The 17,081-nt window shown below is 69.1% G+C and carries 13 protein-coding genes and 1 tRNA gene; 7 read left to right on the top strand and 7 right to left on the bottom strand.

The features are described 5' to 3' along the window. Positions 1 to 64: 64 nt before the first annotated feature. The gene (locus H2Q94_RS01830; RefSeq protein ID WP_243791320.1) at positions 65 to 1,114 is read left to right on the top strand and encodes an ADP-ribosylglycohydrolase family protein; all 1,050 of its coding nucleotides are present in this window, start codon (positions 65 to 67) and stop codon (positions 1,112 to 1,114) included. A 617-nt stretch (positions 1,115 to 1,731) separates the two neighbouring features. Here H2Q94_RS01830 and H2Q94_RS01825 read toward each other — a convergent pair. The 6 genes from H2Q94_RS01825 to H2Q94_RS01800 form a co-directional block, all read right to left on the bottom strand. Then, on the bottom strand, positions 1,732 to 2,598 hold the full coding sequence (locus H2Q94_RS01825; protein ID WP_243791317.1) for an SAM-dependent methyltransferase: 867 nt from the start codon (positions 2,596 to 2,598) through the stop codon (positions 1,732 to 1,734). A gap of 188 nt (positions 2,599 to 2,786) precedes the next feature. Then, entirely contained in the window at positions 2,787 to 3,689 is a 903-nt protein-coding gene (thpD, locus tag H2Q94_RS01820) for an ectoine hydroxylase (protein ID WP_243791315.1), read from the bottom strand. Positions 3,690 to 3,981: 292 nt separating this feature from the next. Then, positions 3,982 to 4,371 (bottom strand): ectoine synthase, encoded by a 390-nt coding sequence (locus tag H2Q94_RS01815; protein ID WP_184483420.1) that lies wholly within the window; start codon positions 4,369 to 4,371, stop codon positions 3,982 to 3,984. 84 nt (positions 4,372 to 4,455) lie between these two features. Then, the gene (gene ectB / locus H2Q94_RS01810; protein ID WP_243791313.1) at positions 4,456 to 5,703 is read right to left on the bottom strand and encodes a diaminobutyrate--2-oxoglutarate transaminase; all 1,248 of its coding nucleotides are present in this window, start codon (positions 5,701 to 5,703) and stop codon (positions 4,456 to 4,458) included. A 156-nt stretch (positions 5,704 to 5,859) separates the two neighbouring features. Then, a complete protein-coding gene (gene ectA, locus H2Q94_RS01805) occupies positions 5,860 to 6,462 on the bottom strand; it encodes a diaminobutyrate acetyltransferase (RefSeq protein ID WP_243791311.1) in 603 nt (200 codons plus the stop codon). A gap of 389 nt (positions 6,463 to 6,851) precedes the next feature. Next, a complete protein-coding gene (locus H2Q94_RS01800) occupies positions 6,852 to 7,586 on the bottom strand; it encodes a S1 family peptidase (RefSeq protein WP_243791309.1) in 735 nt (244 codons plus the stop codon). A gap of 240 nt (positions 7,587 to 7,826) precedes the next feature. Between H2Q94_RS01800 and H2Q94_RS01795 the strand changes: the two genes are divergently transcribed. Then, the gene (locus H2Q94_RS01795) at positions 7,827 to 8,600 is read left to right on the top strand and encodes a VOC family protein (protein WP_243791307.1); all 774 of its coding nucleotides are present in this window, start codon (positions 7,827 to 7,829) and stop codon (positions 8,598 to 8,600) included. A 610-nt stretch (positions 8,601 to 9,210) separates the two neighbouring features. Here the strand turns inward: H2Q94_RS01795 and H2Q94_RS01790 are convergent. Then, positions 9,211 to 9,283 (bottom strand) — tRNA-Thr (locus H2Q94_RS01790). 222 nt (positions 9,284 to 9,505) lie between these two features. On the opposite strand from H2Q94_RS01790, the gene H2Q94_RS01785 reads away from it, so the two are divergent. The 5 genes from H2Q94_RS01785 to H2Q94_RS01765 all read left to right on the top strand — a co-directional run bounded on the left by H2Q94_RS01785 (position 9,506) and on the right by H2Q94_RS01765 (position 16,959). After that, positions 9,506 to 10,951, top strand: coding sequence for a threonine/serine exporter family protein (locus H2Q94_RS01785; RefSeq protein ID WP_243791304.1), 1,446 nt, complete (start codon positions 9,506 to 9,508; stop codon positions 10,949 to 10,951). A 413-nt stretch (positions 10,952 to 11,364) separates the two neighbouring features. After that, positions 11,365 to 12,798, top strand: a complete 1,434-nt coding sequence (locus H2Q94_RS01780) for an alpha,alpha-trehalose-phosphate synthase (UDP-forming) (protein WP_243791302.1) — start codon at positions 11,365 to 11,367, stop codon at positions 12,796 to 12,798. Between the two features lie 134 nt (positions 12,799 to 12,932). Next, positions 12,933 to 15,485: a trehalose-phosphatase gene (gene otsB, locus H2Q94_RS01775; protein ID WP_243791299.1), complete on the top strand. Its 2,553-nt coding sequence runs from the start codon at positions 12,933 to 12,935 to the stop codon at positions 15,483 to 15,485. Positions 15,486 to 15,906: 421 nt separating this feature from the next. Beyond that, positions 15,907 to 16,509: a DUF4178 domain-containing protein gene (locus H2Q94_RS01770; protein WP_243791297.1), complete on the top strand. Its 603-nt coding sequence runs from the start codon at positions 15,907 to 15,909 to the stop codon at positions 16,507 to 16,509. A gap of 12 nt (positions 16,510 to 16,521) precedes the next feature. After that, on the top strand, positions 16,522 to 16,959 hold the full coding sequence (locus H2Q94_RS01765) for a DUF4247 domain-containing protein (protein ID WP_243791295.1): 438 nt from the start codon (positions 16,522 to 16,524) through the stop codon (positions 16,957 to 16,959). The last annotated feature ends 122 nt before the right edge of the window (positions 16,960 to 17,081 follow it).

Here is a 17,081-nt window from a genome sequence, read left to right as displayed (position 1 = left end):
CGCCCAGTAGAGTCGGGCACTGATCGACCACCGCCACAGCAATGCCCGAGAAGGAGCCCACCGCGTGCCCACACCGTCCACAGTGGTCGATCGGGCCGTGGGCTGCCTGCTCGGCGGGGCTCTCGGCGACGCGCTCGGAGCACCGGTCGAGTTCCAGCAACTGGACGGAATCCGCGCCGAGCACGGCGAACAGGGCATCACCGAACCGCCTCCGCAGGCCTTGCTCGGCGACGCCACCCAGATGACGCTGTTCACCGGCGAGGGCTACCTCAGCGCGTGGACCCAGGGCAACAACGGCGGCCAGTGGCGCCCCGTCGAGACGGTCAGCGCGGCCTACCGCCGCTGGCTGATCACCCAGCAGGAGTCCAAGCCGCCGCCGGGCGCGACCGGCCTGCTCGCCGAAGGCGAGCTGTACGCGAGCCGCGCACCCGGGCTCACCAGCTTGCGCGCGCTCGGGGAACCGGAGCTCGGCAGCCCGGACCGGCCGCGCAACAGCTCCAAGGGCTGCGGCGGCGTGGACCGCAGCACCCCGGTCGGTTTCGCTCCGAGCCCGACCATCGCCTACGGGCTCGGCTGCAGGCTGGCAGCGCTCACCCACGGCGGTGCGGGCGGCTGGGCATCGGCGGGCACGTTGTCGCTGCTCGTGCACCTGATCGCCGTGCAGGGAAGGCGGTTGCCGGATGCCGTGGACCAGGCGACGGGACGAGTGCTGCGCGACGACGGGGAGACCGCGGGCCTGCTCGCGGAGGCGGCGACGCTGTCCCGGCTGGGCGCCTCCGTCTCGCACGTGGAGCGGCTCGGGCAGGGCTGGATCGGACCGGAGGCACTGGCCATCGGCGTGTACTCCGCGCTGGCGCTGCCCCGGCCGGAACAGTTCCCGGCGGCTCTGCGGCTGGCGGCGAACCATTCCGGCCACAGCGACAGCACGGCCGCCATCACCGGCGCCATCCTCGGCGCCCGGCACGGCACCGCCGCACTCCCCCGCCAGTGGCTGTCCCGCCTGGAGCTGGCAGACGTGATCGAGCGCATCGGCCACGACCTGGGCGCTTCCTGCGCAGGAGAAAAGTTCAACGAACGCCGCTACCTAGGCCTGGACCCGACCCCCACCACCTGAGCAGAGCCAAGGCCACCGGAGCGCGCCAGCCCCCGGCGACCGCCACCCAACGGGCAACGAAGCCAAACCCGCGACGAAGCCCACAGGGCACCCAAAGCCCCGCCACCCTCCCGACAAAGCCACGCAGCCAGCGGCGAAGCCCGCAAAGAGCCGGCAAAGCCACGCCTGCCTGGCGGCGAAGCCGTGCCGTCGGCGGCGAAGCCCGCGAAGGGCGGGCAAAGCCACGCCTGCCTCGCGGCGAAGCCGTGCCGTCGGCGGCGAAGCCCGCGAAGGGCGGGCAAAGCCACGCCTGCCTCGCGGCGAAGCCGTGCCGTCGGCGGCGAAGCCCGCGAAGGGCGGGCAAAGCCACGCCTGCCTCGCGGCGAAGCCGTGCCGTCGGCGGCGAAGCCCGCGAAGGGCGGGCGAAGCCACGCCTGCCTTGCGGCCGAAGGCCGTGCCTGTATGTGCGAAGCACATAGCCCACGTCACAAAGCCGCTCACCGGCGGGTTCTCAGCTGTCTTCTCGCGAGGACAGCTTTTTCCCTCGTGGCGGAGCCACTAGGGAAAAAGATCCCGCAGCGAGAAGACAGCTGAGGTTCCGCCACCCGACCACCCAAGCAAAACGACCGGGCGGGCAGTCAAGCCTTACGAGCCAGCCCCGCGAGCATCCGGGAACGCTCCGGCTCCCCGATGAAATCTTCCTGATCATCCGAACGCCACCGCGGCGCATAAACCAACCCCGGCTCCACCATCACGAAGTCGCCGAAGAAGGCCTGGATCTCCTCTTTGCCGCGGAGCTGGCCGGGATGGGTGGACTGCTCGTAGAGCTCCACCAGCTGCCGGTTCTGCTCCTGTTCCTGCTCGTTGGCGTCCGAGGTCGTCCAGTGCGACACGGCCAGCAGCGAGTCACCGGGCAGCAGGTTCCGCATCGTGTCGAGCGCGTCGTGCGGGCGGTCGACGTCTTTGGAGAAGTGCAGCATTGAGAGCATCAGCAGGCAGATCGGCTCGTCGAGCCGGAGCACGCCGGTCTCGGACAGCATCGGCCACAGCCCGTCCGGGTCGGCGATCGGATCGGCCCGCAGCGCGCGGTGCCGCAGCGGGTCGCCTTGTCTGTCGAGGATGAGTCCGCCCAGCGACTGCACCACCGGATCGTTGTCCACGTAGACGACCCGGACGTCCTGGGTCGTCGGCCCGGACGTCCGGTGCAGCTCGGCGACCTCGTGCACGTTCCCGACGGTCGGCAGGCCGGAACCGATGTCCACGAATTGCCGGATGCCGGTGTCCAGCGCGTAGCGCACGACGCGGTTGAGGAAGCGGCGGTTCGCCCGGCAGTAGGACTTCATGCCGGGAACGATGTCCACCACGCGCTGCCCGAACGCGCGGTCGATGGCCCAGTTGTGGGCGCCGCCGAGGTACCAGTCGTACACCCGCGCCGCGCTGGGCGTGGTGACGCTGTCACGCATGTCGGCGGGCATCGCCTCGACCGGGTGGTGCAGTGTGCTCATCCGCTCTCCTGGGACCGCCCTATAGCGGGTGACGCCGTGGATCACCCTCCACGATCGCCCATTGGAATCAGTATTCCAACCCTTTTGGGGCCTCAAGCGGCGCGTCCCGGGTCGAGCATGACGCCACATGGGGTCCGACGCGAACCGGCCCGGCCGCGTGGCGCGCAGCCGGGCCGGCGGGGCCGCCGTCAGCGGACGATCGCGGTGGTGTCCCGCGCGGCGACGAACTCCGGACGCGGGCGGTCCGCCGCGAACGGTGTCACCGGTGCGTTGTGCACGCTGTTGAACACGATGAAGATGTTCGACCGCGGGAACGGCGTGATGTTGTTCCCGGAGCCGTGCATCGTGTTCGAGTCGAACCACAGCGCCGACCCGGCGTAACCGGTGAACTGCTCGATTCCGTGCTCGTAGCCGAGGCGGGTGATGTCGTCCTCACCCGGCACCCCCACCTTCTGCTCCTTGAGCGAAGATTTGTAGTTCTCCCCGGGGGTGCGGCCCGCGCAGGAAACGTAGGTGCGGTGCGCGCCCGGCATCACCATCAAGCCGCCGTTGAACGGGTAATTGTCGGTGAGGGCCACCGACAGACTCACCGCGCGCGGCGCGGGAAGACCATCCTCGGCGTGCCAGGTCTCGAAATCGGAATGCCAGTAGAACCCGCTTCCCTTGAACCCCGGCATGTAGTTGATCCGGCTCTGGTGCACGTACACCTCGGACCCCAGAATCTGCCGAGCGCGATCCAGCACTCGCGGGTCCCGCACCAGTTCGGCGATCAACTCGCTGGTGCGGTGCACCTCGAACAGGGAACGGACCTGCCCGGAGTCCTTCTCCACGACGGTGCGCTCATCGGCCCGGACCTCGGGATCCTTGGTCAGCCGATCGAGCTCCTGCCAGTACTTCTGCACCTCCGCCGGGGACAGCAGGCCCGGCACGGTGTGGAATCCCTTGGACTCGTGCGTGGCCAGGTCGGTCCGGGTGGCGGGACCGGCGCGCACGCCCTTCCACACGACCGGATCGGTGCGTTCAATGAATGCGGACTCGGTACCGCGCCGAGTCGGATAACGATCCTGAGTCGTCACATCCGCGACGGTCATCAGTTGCGCCTCCTTCGCGAATTACCGCCGGAGCGCCCGATTCCGGATCGGATTCGGGCGCCATTTCTCGGTTCCTCGGTCAGTGGCGATTCCCATTGTCCCGGGATAGCTCTCGCGCACCGCGGCAGGCAACCAGACAGTTCCGGGCTACCCGACCGGCACGGTCATTACGCATGCGTTTCGGCGGCGAGTCCGGTACCGCGCGCCCACCGGGGGAGAAAAAACCGCCCACGGGCCGCGGGCGGCGGCTCGTGGGCGGTGGCGACGTGGAACACGCCAGGTCGATGCCTGGTCAGTCCTCCACGATCAGCGGGTACACGCCGTTCTCGTCGTGCACCTCGCGGCCGGTCACCGGCGGGTTGAACACGCAGACGGTGCGGATGTCCGTTTTGGGGCGGACCTGGTGCTTGTCGTGCTCGTTGAGCATGTACAGCGTGCCCGGCTTGAGCTGGTGGATCTCGCCGGTCGACTTGTTCTCGAGCTCACCCTCGCCCTCGTACACGAACACGGCTTCGATGTGGTTGGCGTACCAGAAGTCGTTCACGGTACCGGCGTAGAGGGTCGTCTCGTGCACCGAGAAGCCGACCTTCTCCCTGGCCAGCACGATGCGCTTGCTGCGCCAGTTCTCGGTCTGGATGTCGTCGTCGGTGTTCTCGACCTCTTCGAGGCTGCGGACGAACACAATGCCCTCCTTCGTGGTGCCGGTGGTGCCGAACGAGACGGCCGACCCGGATGTGCGGGCCGGCCGTCACGTGCGTTTGGTGGATCAGGCAAGCACAGCTTGCACCGAATCGACGATGATCTGAAGCCCCTGTTCGAGCTCTTCATCCGACAAGGTAAGCGGCGGCATGATCTTGATCACTTCGCTCTGCGGGCCGGACGTCTCCAGGATCAGCTTCCGGTCGAACGCGGCCTTGGAGATCTTGCCCGCGGTCTCCGGGTCCTCGAAGCCGAGGCCCCGAGCGAGGCCGCGACCCTTGGCCACGCCGCCCTCGTACTTGTCGGCGATCTCGCCGATGACCTGGCCGATGCGCTCGCCCTTGGCGATGGTGCTCTGCTGCAGCGAGTCGTCGCTCCAGTACAGCTTCAGCGCCTCGGACGCGGTCACGAACGCGGGGTTGTTGCCGCGGAAGGTGCCGTTGTGCTCGCCGGGCTCCCAGACGTCGTGCTCGGACTTGATCAGCGTCAGCGCCAGCGGCATGCCGTAGCCGCCGATGGACTTGGACAGGCAGACGATGTCCGGGGTGATGCCGGCCTCTTCGAAGCTGAAGAACGGACCGGTGCGGCCGCAGCCCATCTGCACGTCGTCGACGATCAGCAGCATGCCGTGCTTGTCGCACAGTTCGCGCAGGCCGCGCAGCCACTCCGGACGGGACGAGTTGATGCCGCCCTCGCCCTGCAGCGTCTCCACGATCACCGCGGCGGGCTCGTTCAGGCCGGAACCGCTGTCTTCGAGCAGCCGCTCGAAGTACAGGAAGTCCGGATACTGCCCGTCGAAGTAGTTGTCGTAGGGCATCGGCGTGGAGTGCACCAGCGGGATGCCCGCGCCGCCGCGCTTCATCGAGTTGCCCGTCACCGACAGCGAACCCAGCGTCATGCCGTGGAACGCGTTGGTGAAGCTGATGATCGACTCACGGCCGGTGATCTTGCGGACCAGCTTGAGCGCGGACTCGACGGAGTTGGTGCCCGTCGGCCCGGGGAACTGGACCTTGTAGTCCAGGCCGCGCGGTTTGAGCAGTTTCTCGTCGACGGTCTCCAGGAACTCCCGTTTGGCGACGGTCGCCTGGTCGAGCCCGTGCGTGACGCCGTCGCGCTCGATGTATTCGATCAGCTTGCGCTTGAGCAGCGGGTTGTTGTGGCCGTAGTTCAGCGCACCCGCGCCGGCGAAGAAGTCCAGGTAGGGCGTGCCGTCCTCGCCGTAGAGCCAGCTGCCACCCGCCTTGTCGAACGTCGTCGGCCAGGTGCGGCTGTAACTGCGAACCTCGGATTCGAGGCTTGCGAAGATATCGTTCACGATCCTCCGTTCGCGGTGGCCGAAGCGGCCACCGACTGCAAATCGGTCATGGTCTCCACCCGGAGACCTGCCGTCGGAACTCGTTTCGTCTGTACGGCGCGGCACGCCTCCCCGCGCCACCGGCTCCCATCGAGGGCCGCGCGGACGTGCTCGTGGTCAGTCCGCCGGTCGTGGCGTCGCGGCGGCTTCACCTGCCACGACACCGGGAGCCGTGAACGGACCGATCCGGTAGAGGTCCTCGCCCAGGTGCGCGTCCGGGAACAGCTCGGCGCCGAACAGCTCGCTGCGAGCGAGTTCCGTACCGCGGTCCCTGGCCAGCGCCGAGAACAATTTGATCGACGCGGTGTTGTCGGCGGTGATCGTCGTCTCCAGGTAGCGGACGCCCTGCGGCACCAGCCGGTCGAGCAGGTGCCCGAGCAACTTGCCCGCCACACCGCGGCCACGCTGCGAGGAGTCCACGGCGACCTGCCAGATCATCAACACGTCCGGGGCGTCCGGGCGCAGGTAGCCGGTCACGAAACCGACCACTTCGCCGCCCTCCCGCGCCACCGCGCTGGTGTGCGCGAAGTCCCGGCACCACAACAGGTACGCGTAGGACGAGTTCACATCGAGCACTCGAGAATCACGGGTGATCCGATAGAGTGCGGGACCGTCCGCGACGACCGGAATACCGATCTCGCCGGAAGCGGAAGAACCGCTCCCGTCATTCCGTCCGCCATTCGGTCCGTCGCCGTTATGGCTGGGTTTGTCGCCGGTCATGCTTTGCCAACTTAACAGAACATCGGTAACGCGTCAGGTACTCGACCGTTTCCTGGCGTCACTACCAGGCGATACCCGATTTTACACGTGATGAGCACGACAGGATTGTTGCGCGGCGCGTCAGCACAATGATAACGATCTACCACGCATAGTGATCCAATATGCGCACCGCGGACGTGACCAGCGAAAACGTCCGTGAGTGGATCGCGTCCAGAGCCGGGTCCGATTGCTCGTCCGCATTTTTCACCGACCGCGCCGGAAATTGCGATCTTCATCCGCCGAGCGGCCACTCGCGGTGCACGGGCTCTTACTATCCGGCACCGGAACGCACACGTCCGGGGCCGCCGTGGCGGCCCCGGACGCGGGTGCTGCTGAGTCTTCGGCGTGAATCAGACGCCGGCGACTTCCTTGATCCAGTCGCGGTACTCGGTGACGTTCGTGTACGCCGTCGTGGTCGCGCGGTCGCTCGTGGAGGCCACGCCGACCTGGGTGCCGTTGGAGAACATCGGGCCGCCCGAGTCACCACCGGCGGTGATGCCGTTGACGCGGTCGGCGCAGACCGCGGTGCCGCCGCGGTAGTCGGTGCAGGCGATGTCGGTGACCTTGACGTCGGCCACCTTCAGGTTCTCCGCCTGGCACTGGGCCTCGGGCTGGTCGGTGCAGGTCGCGCCCCAGCCGTAGACCTGAACGGTGTCGCCGTTGCTGACGTCACCGGTCGAGCCGAGCGGCGAGAACTCGACGTTCATCGGGCGGTCGACGTTGACCAGGGCGAGGTCGACGCTGTCGTGCACGTGCACGCCGCCGGCCTTGGCCTTGAACTCCTCACCCTGGTGCTGGTTGAGGCTGCCGACCTTGAAGCTGATCGCGTCGCCCGCGCCTTCGACGCAGTGCTGCGCGGTGAGCACCCAGTCGGGAGAGATGGCGGTGGCGGTACAGGCCTCCTGGCCGTCGTTCAGCAAGCGAACGGCCCAAGGAGCGTCAGCGGCCTCCTCGCCGTCGATGATCATCGGCTGCATGTCGATCGGGGCGGGCGCCGCGGGGGCGGCGGCCTGGGCGGGGACTGCGAAGGCGGCGGCGGCCAGGGCCAAGCCCGCGGCGCCGGTCAGCACTCGTGCCAGGGACACGCTGATCTCCTCTGGGTAGCAGCGACAAGCTGTGGGGACGGTCAAGTGGTCCCATGACCTCACCCGAACGGGTAATGGGTCAACCAATTGGTCACTATTCGCCACCACATCCCGGGATTTAGACCTGATCGAGATGCGCCGTTCGATTGACCAGCCCAACATTCGAATGCCCACTATGGGCCGCCGCCGCACCTCGTCGTCAAGGGTCGTGCGGCCCACTCCACGAACTCGGGGACTCTCATGGAGATCACGTCGTACCCGCCCGGCACGCCCTGTTGGGTCGACCTCACCACCGCCGACCCCGGCTCCGCCTCGGAGTTCTACGCCGAGCTGTTCGGCTGGACCGTGCACGACTCCGGCCCGGACGCAGGCAACTACCGGATCTGCCAGCGCAACGGCAAGCCGATCGCGGGCATCGGCCCCCAAGACGAACCCGGGCACGGCCCGACGTCCTGGACCACCTACGTGTCCACGGTCGACGCGGACGCCGCCGCGGACGCGATCCAGCGCAACGGCGGCCGAGTGCACCTGAACCCGATGGACGTGTTCGACGCGGGCCGGATGGCCGTCTGCTCCGACCCCACCGGCGCCGTGGTCGCGGTGTGGCAGCCGAACCAGCACCCCGGTTCGACCGTCGTCAACGAACCCGGCACGCCGTGCTGGCACGAACTCGCCACCCGCGAACCCGATCGCGCCACCGAGTTCTACCGCGCGGTGTTCGGCTGGGAGGTGGCTCCGCAGGCCGTCGACGGCACCGAGTACCGGCTGCTGCGACTGGGCGGCCACGAGATCGGCGGGATGATCGGGATCGACGAGAACTGGCCCGCCGAGGTCCCGGCGCACTGGCTGGTGTACTTCGCGGTCCCGGACACCGATCGCGCCATCGGCGACGCCACCCGGCTCGGTGGCACCGTCCTGGTCGGCCCGGTCGACATCGAGCCCGGCCGCTTCGCCGTGGTGCAGGACCCGTCGGGCGCCGCCTTCGGCGTCATCCACCTCAATCCCGCCGGGTGACCGCCCGCCCGCTCGCGCCGCGGTCCCGGACCGTCGACCACGCCCGGGAAGTGGCGCCGACAGCGTGACGGCGCGCAGCCACGCGGCACTCCCACCTCGCGATCGCCCACGCCAGCTGAACGGCCGCTGATCACCGTGGCCGGTCAGCGCCGGAGGAAACGCGGATGATCCAGTCACCCGTCGATGAGCCGCCGCGGCCCGGCAACGCCCAGGGCGTCGTCACGGATGCGACCACTCGCGGACGCAGGCCGGCTCAACCACGACGTCCGCGCGGCGTGGACCGACCCGGACCGGCGGCTCGCCGTCCCGCTCCCCTGACTTCGCGAGCCGCGATCCAGCGGGCCTCGTCACAAGACGCGTTCACCGGCCGTCGCCCGGTCGGGTAGTACAGAATCGACACTCGATCACCGATCATCAGTAGGCGAAACGAGCAGATTTCACCTCGGCCGCACCGGCCGATCCGCAGAACCCGGTGTTCGCACCGCAGGTGCGTTCGTCATGGACGCCGACGCCGGGAGAACCCACCGACACCTGCCTCCGGATCTCCGATCCCGCCCGGCCGCCGATGCGGCGGAGTCCCGCACCAGCCGAACTCGACACGCCGGAATTGAGCCGCTGAGGGGACTCGAACCCCTGACCGTCCGCTTACAAGGCGGGTGCTCTACCAACTGAGCTACAGCGGCGCACACGGCCACGCCGTGCGCGCACATCGTAGTCGGCGCCGGGCCGTGGCGGACGAGGGGCCGTCCCGGTGCGGCCCCTCGCCCGCGGGCGCGCGAACGAGGTGTCAGGCTCGTGACAGAGGACACGAACAGGACGTGCAACGGCTGAGGCACGCAGGCCGATGGCCGAGGGGACGAGCAACACGATCGCCGCGAGGTGGCGAGCAGGAAGGTAGGTCTGCGGTGGGAATCACGCAGCGCGCCCGAGGTGTGCTGCGGCGGCGCGACCCGGCCGAGACGGTCGGGACCCGCAACGCCGTTTACGGGCCGGCACTGCCCGAGGAATCAACAGTCCATCTGGTGATGGACCTGGGGCTGCGAATCGGCGAAGTCCAAATGGCCAGCGGCGCGGGCGCGTCCGACGTGACCGCGACGATCATCGGTGTGGTCAGCGCGTACGGTCTGCCCCACTGCGAGGTCGACGTGATCTACACGTCGATCACGGTCTCCTGCTATCGAGGCACCGAAGAGGTGCCGATCACCTCGCTGCGCGTGGTGCGCAACCGGTCCATCGACTACACGCGGCTGTCCGACGTGGAAGACCTGGTCCGCAAGATCACCGCAGGCGGGATCTCCGCCTCCGACGCCTACGCCGAACTGGACCGGATCACCTCCGCACCGCACCCGTTCCCGCGCTGGGTCGCGACCCTGTCGTGGGCGGGCATGGCGGCCTCGCTGTCGGTGCTGCTCGGTGGCAACGACCACCCGTGGCTGGCGCTGGTGGCCGCGGTGGCGACGGCACTGGTCGACCGGATCGGCCGGATGCTGAACAAACGGGCGCTGCCGTTCTTCTTCCAACAGGCGGTGGGCGGCGTGATCGCCACGAGCATCGCGCTGGCCTGTTCCGAACTCAGGTTGCTGAGCACGCCGACACTGGCGGTGGCGGCGAGCATCATCGTGCTGCTGTCCGGGATGACCGTCGTCGGTTCGATGCAGGACGCGATCACGGGGTACAACGTGACCGCGGCGGGCCGCATCGCGGAACTCGCGCTGATGTCGGCCGGACTGATCGCCGGTGTGGTGCTTGCGCTCTACACCGGCGTGGAGCTGTTCGGCGGGCTCGACGGCGGCGCCGACCTGCGGGACGTGGGCGCCGCGCAGATCGGGTCGAACACCGACCTGTGGATTCCGATCCAGATGCTGGCGGGCGCGTCGACCTCGGCGTGCTTCGCGCTGGCCAGCTACGCCCCGCCGCGCCCGCTGATCATCGCCGGGCTCGGCGGCGCGGTCGCGGCCGGTGTGGCGGGAGTCCTCACCAGCGATCAGCTGGCGGGGGTGAATCCGGTGCTGGCGGGGGCGATCGCCACGACCGTCGTCGGCTTCGCGGGCGGCATCGTGACCCGGCATCTCGGGATCCCGACGCTGGTGATCGCGGTGTCCGGCGTGGCCCCGCTGCTGCCCGGTCTGGCCACCTACCGCGGCCTGTACCAGATCGCGGTGGCGGGCGACCCCGCCGGAATGTCCACCCTGATGATCGCCGCGGCGACCGGCCTCGCGCTGGGTGCGGGCGTGGTGCTGGGCGAATACCTCGCCCAACCGGTCCGGACTCGGCTGGGACGGCTCGAACGGCGTCTGTCGGGACCTCGCCTCTCCGGTCCGCTGCGCCCCACCCGCCGCCGTCTCGAATGAGCCCTGCGAGCCCGTTCACCGCCCCAGGTGAACGGGCTCGCCCATTCATGAGCCTTCCTCGCGCGTTTCACCACGGGAGCGACCATGCGCGATCCTGCTCGGCCACCCACGCCACCGCCTGGTCGACCTGCACCTGTTCGAGCTTGCCCGGTCGGCCCCTCGGGCCGGCCTGCGCGGCGACGGCCGAACGCGCCGAGCGGAACGAGCCGTGACACCAGCAAGAAGTGAGCAAGGACTCGGGTGGCGTTGGCCCACACGAACGACGCGGCCGATAGATAGATTGACTAGCCTCGCCTGCGGGTAGTGAGTGATCCGGGACGGACCCGCGACGTGGGGTCCAGCCGCTGGAGAGCACGAAGCCGTCGGCGAGCCCATCCCGCCAGAGACAGCAGTCTCCCGAGGAGGCAATACCGGTGACCAGCGGCAGCACCCGTGCGAATTTCGTCGTCGTGGCCAATCGGCTCCCGGTCGATCTGGAGAAGCTGCCGGACGGCACCGAACGCTGGAAGCACAGTCCCGGCGGCCTGGTGACGGCGTTGGAGCCGTTCCTGCGCGCCCGGCACGGCGCCTGGGTCGGCTGGCCCGGAGTGGCCGACGTCGACGTGGAACCGTTCACCGACGAGGATCTGCACCTGCATCCGGTGCGGTTGTCGGCCGACGAATTCCGGGACTACTACGAGGGATTCTCGAACGCGACGCTCTGGCCGCTGTACCACGATGTGGTGGTTCCGCCGGTGTTCGACCGGTCGTGGTGGGAGGCGTTCCGCCGGGTGAACCGGCGATTCGCGGAGGCCGCCGCCGAGGTCAGCGCCGAGGGCGCGACGGTGTGGGTGCAGGACTACCAGTTGCAGCTGGTACCCGCGATGCTGCGCGAACTGCGCCCCGACCTGCGCATCGGCTTCTTCCTGCACATCCCGTTCCCGCCGGTGGAGCTGTTCATGCAGCTGCCGTGGCGCACCGAGATCGTGCGCGGACTGCTCGGCGCGGACCTCGTCGGGTTCCACCGGCCCGGTGGCGCGCAGAACTTCCTGTGGCTGGCGCGGCGCCTCGCCGGGTTCGAGCCGAGCCGCGGTCAGGTCGGGGTGCGATCTCGCCCCGGCGTGGTCCAGGTCGGCGACCGCGCGGTGCGGGTCGGGGCGTTCCCCATCTCCATCGCGTCCTCGGAGCTGGACCAGATGGCGCGCAGCAAGGAGATCCAGCAGCGCGCGAAGGAAATCCGGGCCGAACTGGGAAATCCACGCCGCATCATGCTCGGCGTGGACCGCCTCGACTACACCAAGGGCATCGACGTGCGGCTGCACGCGATGCACGAGCTGCTGACCGACGGGCAGATCCGGGCCGAGGACGTGGCGATGATCCAGATCGCGACGCCCAGCCGGGAACGCGTCGAGCACTACAAGCAGATGCGCGAAGGCATCGAACGCGAAGTCGGCCGGATCAACGGGGAATTCGGCCGCGTCGGCCACCCCGCGGTGCACTACCTGCACACGTCGGTGGACAAGAAGGACCTGGTGGCGTTCTACTGCGCGGCCGACGTCATGGTCGTGACGCCGGTGCGCGACGGCATGAACCTGGTGTGCAAGGAATACGTGGCGTGTCGGCACGATCTGGGCGGCACTCTCGTGCTCAGTGAGTTCGCCGGGGCCGCCGCCGAACTCACCAGTGCTTTCCTCGTCAACCCCCACAACCTGGACGGGGTAAAGGACGCTCTGCTCTCCGCCCTCGACATCGACCAGGCAGAGGGCCGCCGTAGGATGCGAGCATTGCGTAGGCAGGTGCTCACGCACGACGTCGATCGCTGGGCGCGATCGTTCCTCGATGCACTGGGGACACCCCCCACCGACTAACGCGAACATCGCGTGATTCCCGAATTTCCGGGAACCGCACGCTTGATCGATCACCGGCGGCGAGCAGCGAACCCGACTCGCACGCTCGTCCGCCGAATCGGTCATGTAGACCCATCCGACCGCCCCAGAGGAGTATGGCGTTGACCGCCGAAGCTCTCCCCGCCGAGCTGCGCCGCACCATCGTCCAGCTCGCGCGCACCCCTCGACTGCTGGTCGCCTGCGACTACGACGGCACTCTCGCCCCGATCGTGGCCGACCCGAACGCTGCGAAGCCGCTCCCCGAATCGGTGCACGCCTTGCGTTCGCTCGCGTCCCTGCCCGCCACGACCACCGCGGTGATCTCGGGCCGGGCGCTGCGTGACCTCGCCACGCTGTCCCGGCTGCCGTCCGAGGTCCACCTCGTCGGCAGCCACGGATCCGAGTTCGACGTGGGCTTCGTGCACGAACTCGAACCGCAGGCCACCGAGCTGCGGACCGCGTTGCAGCGCGGCCTGCAGGACATCGTCACCGGCAACGACGGGGTATCGCTGGAGGCCAAGCCGGCCAGCGTCGCGGTGCACGTGCGCCGCGCCGACTCCGCCGTCGCCGAACGAGTGCTGGACCAGGTCCGCTCCGGACCCGCCACCTGGGACGGCGTGGAGGTCACCGAGGGCAAAGCGGTGATCGAGCTGGCTGTGGTGCAGACCGACAAGGGCAACGCCCTCGACGCGCTGCGCCACCAGGTCGGCGCCACCGCCGCGATCTTCCTCGGTGACGACGTCACCGACGAGAAGGCCTTCGCCCGGCTGCACGGCCCGGACCTCGGCGTCAAGGTCGGTGAGGGTGACACGCTGGCCCAGTTCCGCGTCGTCGACACCACTCAGGTCGCGACCGCGCTGGCGTTCCTCATGGAGGAGCGCCGCACCTGGCTCTACGGCGAGCAGGCACCGCCGATCGAGCGGCTGACGATGCTGTCCAACGAGCGCACCGTCGCCCTGCTCACTCCCGACGCGCGGCTGACCTGGATGTGCCATCCGGGGCCGGACTCGGCGGCCGTGTTCGCCGACCTGCTCGGCGGTCCCGGCGCCGGGCACTTCTCGATCCGCCCGCACGGCGGGAGCGGCGCTCCGCGCAGCCCGCTGCCGCTGGGCCAGCGCTACGTGCCGGGCACCATGATCGTCGAGACCCGCTGGTCGCGGCTGCTGGTCACCGACTACCTGGAGCACGGGGTGGACGGGCACCGCACCGACCTCATCCGGGTGATCACCGGCGGCACCACGGCGAGCATCGAGTTCGCCCCGCGCCCCGAGTTCGGCCAGGTGCCGGTGCGGCTCGTGCCGGAGGCCGGTGGCCTGCGGGTGATGGGCACCTCGGAGCCGATGGTGCTGCGCTCCCCCGCGATCCAGTGGGAGATCACCTCCGACGGCATGCACGAGTCCGCGCGGACCGTGGTCGAGGCCTCCGACGAGGCCCCCGTCGTGCTGGAGCTGCGCTGCGGCACGGAGGACCTGGAGCCGTCCGAGCAGACCGAGTCGGAGCGCCGCCGCGCCGCCGACGTGTACTGGTCGGACTGGCTGGAGACGCTGACGCTGCCCGCGCTGGAGCGCGACCTGGTGGGGCGTTCGGCGCTGACGCTGCGCGGGCTGTGCAACACCGACACCGGCGGCATCATGGCCGCCGCGACGACTTCGCTGCCGGAGGAGATCGGCGGTGTCCGCAACTGGGACTACCGCTACTGCTGGCTGCGGGACGGTTCGATGACCGCGCAGGCCCTGGTCACGCTCGGCTCCACCGACGAGGCGGAGGGCTTCCTGAACTGGCTGCACGGCGTGCTGGAGACGCTGCCGGGGCCGGAACGGCTGCACCCGCTCTATTCCTTGCAGGGCGCCAGCCTCGGGCCGGAGGCCGTGATCGACAGCCTGCCCGGGTACGCAGGCTCGCGTCCGGTGCGCGTCGGCAACCTCGCCGACCAGCAGGTTCAGCTCGACGTGTTCGGCCCGGTCGTGGAGCTCGTCTGGCACCTGGCGGCGGCCAGCGGCTCGTTGCGGGATCGCGATTGGGAGCTGGTCAAGGCGATGGCCGAGGCCGTGTCGCACCGCTGGTTCGAGCCGGACCACGGCATCTGGGAGGAGCGCGATCAGCCGCGCCACCACGTGTACTCGAAGGTGATGTGCTGGGTGACGCTGGACCGCGCGGTCAAGCTCGCGGAGAAGTACGGCCGGCAGCCGGAGAGCTCGTGGAGCTCGTTGCGGGACCAGATCTCGCAGGACGTCCTCAAGAACGGCTGGCAGCCGGACGTGCAGGCGTTCACCACCGCCTACGAGGGTTCGGACTTGGACGCGGCCTCGCTGCACGTGGGGCTGTCCGGGTTGATCGAACCGTCGGACGACCGGTTCCGCGCCACGGTGACCGCGATCGAGTCGGAGCTGCGCAGCGGCTCCACCGTCTACCGGTACCGCCGGGACGACGGGTTGCCGGGCGATGAGGGCGGCTTCCACCTGTGCGCGGCGTGGCTGATCGAGGCGTACCTGCTGATCGGCCGCCGCACGGAGGCCGAGGAGCTGTTCCAGCAGATCGTCGACACGACCGGGCCGACCGGCCTGCTCGCCGAGGAGTACGACCCGATCGCGGAGCGCTCGCTGGGCAACCACCCGCAGGCGTACTCGCACCTGGGCCTGATCCGCTGCGCTCAGCTGCTCTCCCAGTGACGCCACCGAACTGAACCAACACCCCCGGAACGGGCCGTTCACCACTCCCAGGTGAACGGCCCGTTTCGCTCCGCACCCGCGCTATTTCGCGAGAATTCGAACACCGCCACTTTCATGAGCGGTGACATATCCGCAGCTCAGCGCCAATGTTGGTCTTATTTCGCCGTTCGAGCCCACCCCGATTCTTCGCGAAATTGCGAGAGTTGTGCACATGTGGCGAATTTGCCCGCAGCGAGCTCCCGTGTCCGATTCACACTCGCGGGTCTTGAGTGATCACATATCGTGACGGTGCGCGAACGGCATGCGGATTTCCGATCACGATTTCCCACGAAACGCCCATCCCGGAGCAGTGTGAGCATTACGCTCCGGCGCAAGTCAAGGCACCTGTGCGGATAGCCGCACGGACATCTGGGGGAATCACGTGACCGGACTGACGATCGCGATCGTGCTCGTCGGCATCGTCGTCGCAGCGGGGAGCTGCGTGTGGCTGTACCAGCGCACTCGCGCCGCGCAGCAAGGCACCGCACGTCCGACCGACCCGTTCCACACCGGCGATGAGGACTCGCTGCGCGGTGATCCGCGCGCGCTCAAAGCGGGCGACATCGTCGAGATCCGCGGTCTGAGCTACACGGTGCGCGGAACCCTCCGGCTCTCCGAAGGCGGCTGGGGCTGGGCGGAGCACCTGCTCGACGACGCCAAGGGCGCCCAGCTGTGGCTGGCGGTCGAGGAGGACCCCGACCTGGAGCTGACGGCGTGGACCCCGGTCGAGGACGCCGGTGAGCCGGGTGCGAAGCGGATCGAGTTCGGCGGCCGCAGCTACGAGCTGGAGGAGTCCGGCTCGGCGACGTTCCGCAGCGAGGCCACGACCGGCCTCTCCGAGCAAGGCACCGTCCGCTACCAGGACTACGAGGCCGAAGACGGCGCGCTGCTGGGCTTCGAGTCCTACGGCGAATCCGGCTGGGAGGCCGCCACCGGCGAAGAGCTCAGCCGGTACGACGTGCGCATTTACCCCGCAGCGATCTGACGGCGCCAAGTCATGAAACGCAGCTTCTGGTTCATCCTGGCCGGCATCGTCGTCGTCCTCGCCTTGATCATCGCGCTGGTCGCGATCTTCAGCGGCGGCTCCGGCCCGCGCGGATACGCCTCCGGCCACTACCAGCGCGCCTCGTCGCTGGACATCCGCGGCGACAGCGACAACAAGGCGTACACCAGCCCGAAACCGGTGCCCGTGGTGGCGCGGGACATCACCTCCCGGTGGCGCCCGCAGGCGCAGCAGACCGACGCCAGCGGCGTCTACCTGCGCTACTCGGACGACGCGGTGATCATCCAGCCGCGCGGAACCGGGTCGGTGATCCACGTGATGGACGTCGACCGCGCCTACCGGCACTACCACTCGCACGTCGGTGGTGCTTGGGGCTGGATCGGCACTCGCGGCGACACCTTCCGCGGCGGCGGCCCCGGGACCGGGAAATGACCGCCGCACCCGACTGATCACCTGCCGCGGCCCGGCGGTTCGCCGGGGGCGGATCCCGAACCGGGCCGACGGCGGCTTCCCACTTCGAACCGGGTCGCCTGACCCACCCAACGAGAAGGGCG

The sequence above is a fragment of the Saccharopolyspora gloriosae genome (genome assembly GCF_022828475.1).
Taxonomy (GTDB): domain Bacteria; phylum Actinomycetota; class Actinomycetes; order Mycobacteriales; family Pseudonocardiaceae; genus Saccharopolyspora_C; species Saccharopolyspora_C gloriosae_A.
The sequence above is the reverse complement of the archived record's forward strand: the minus strand, read 5'-3'. Positions and strand labels throughout refer to the sequence as shown.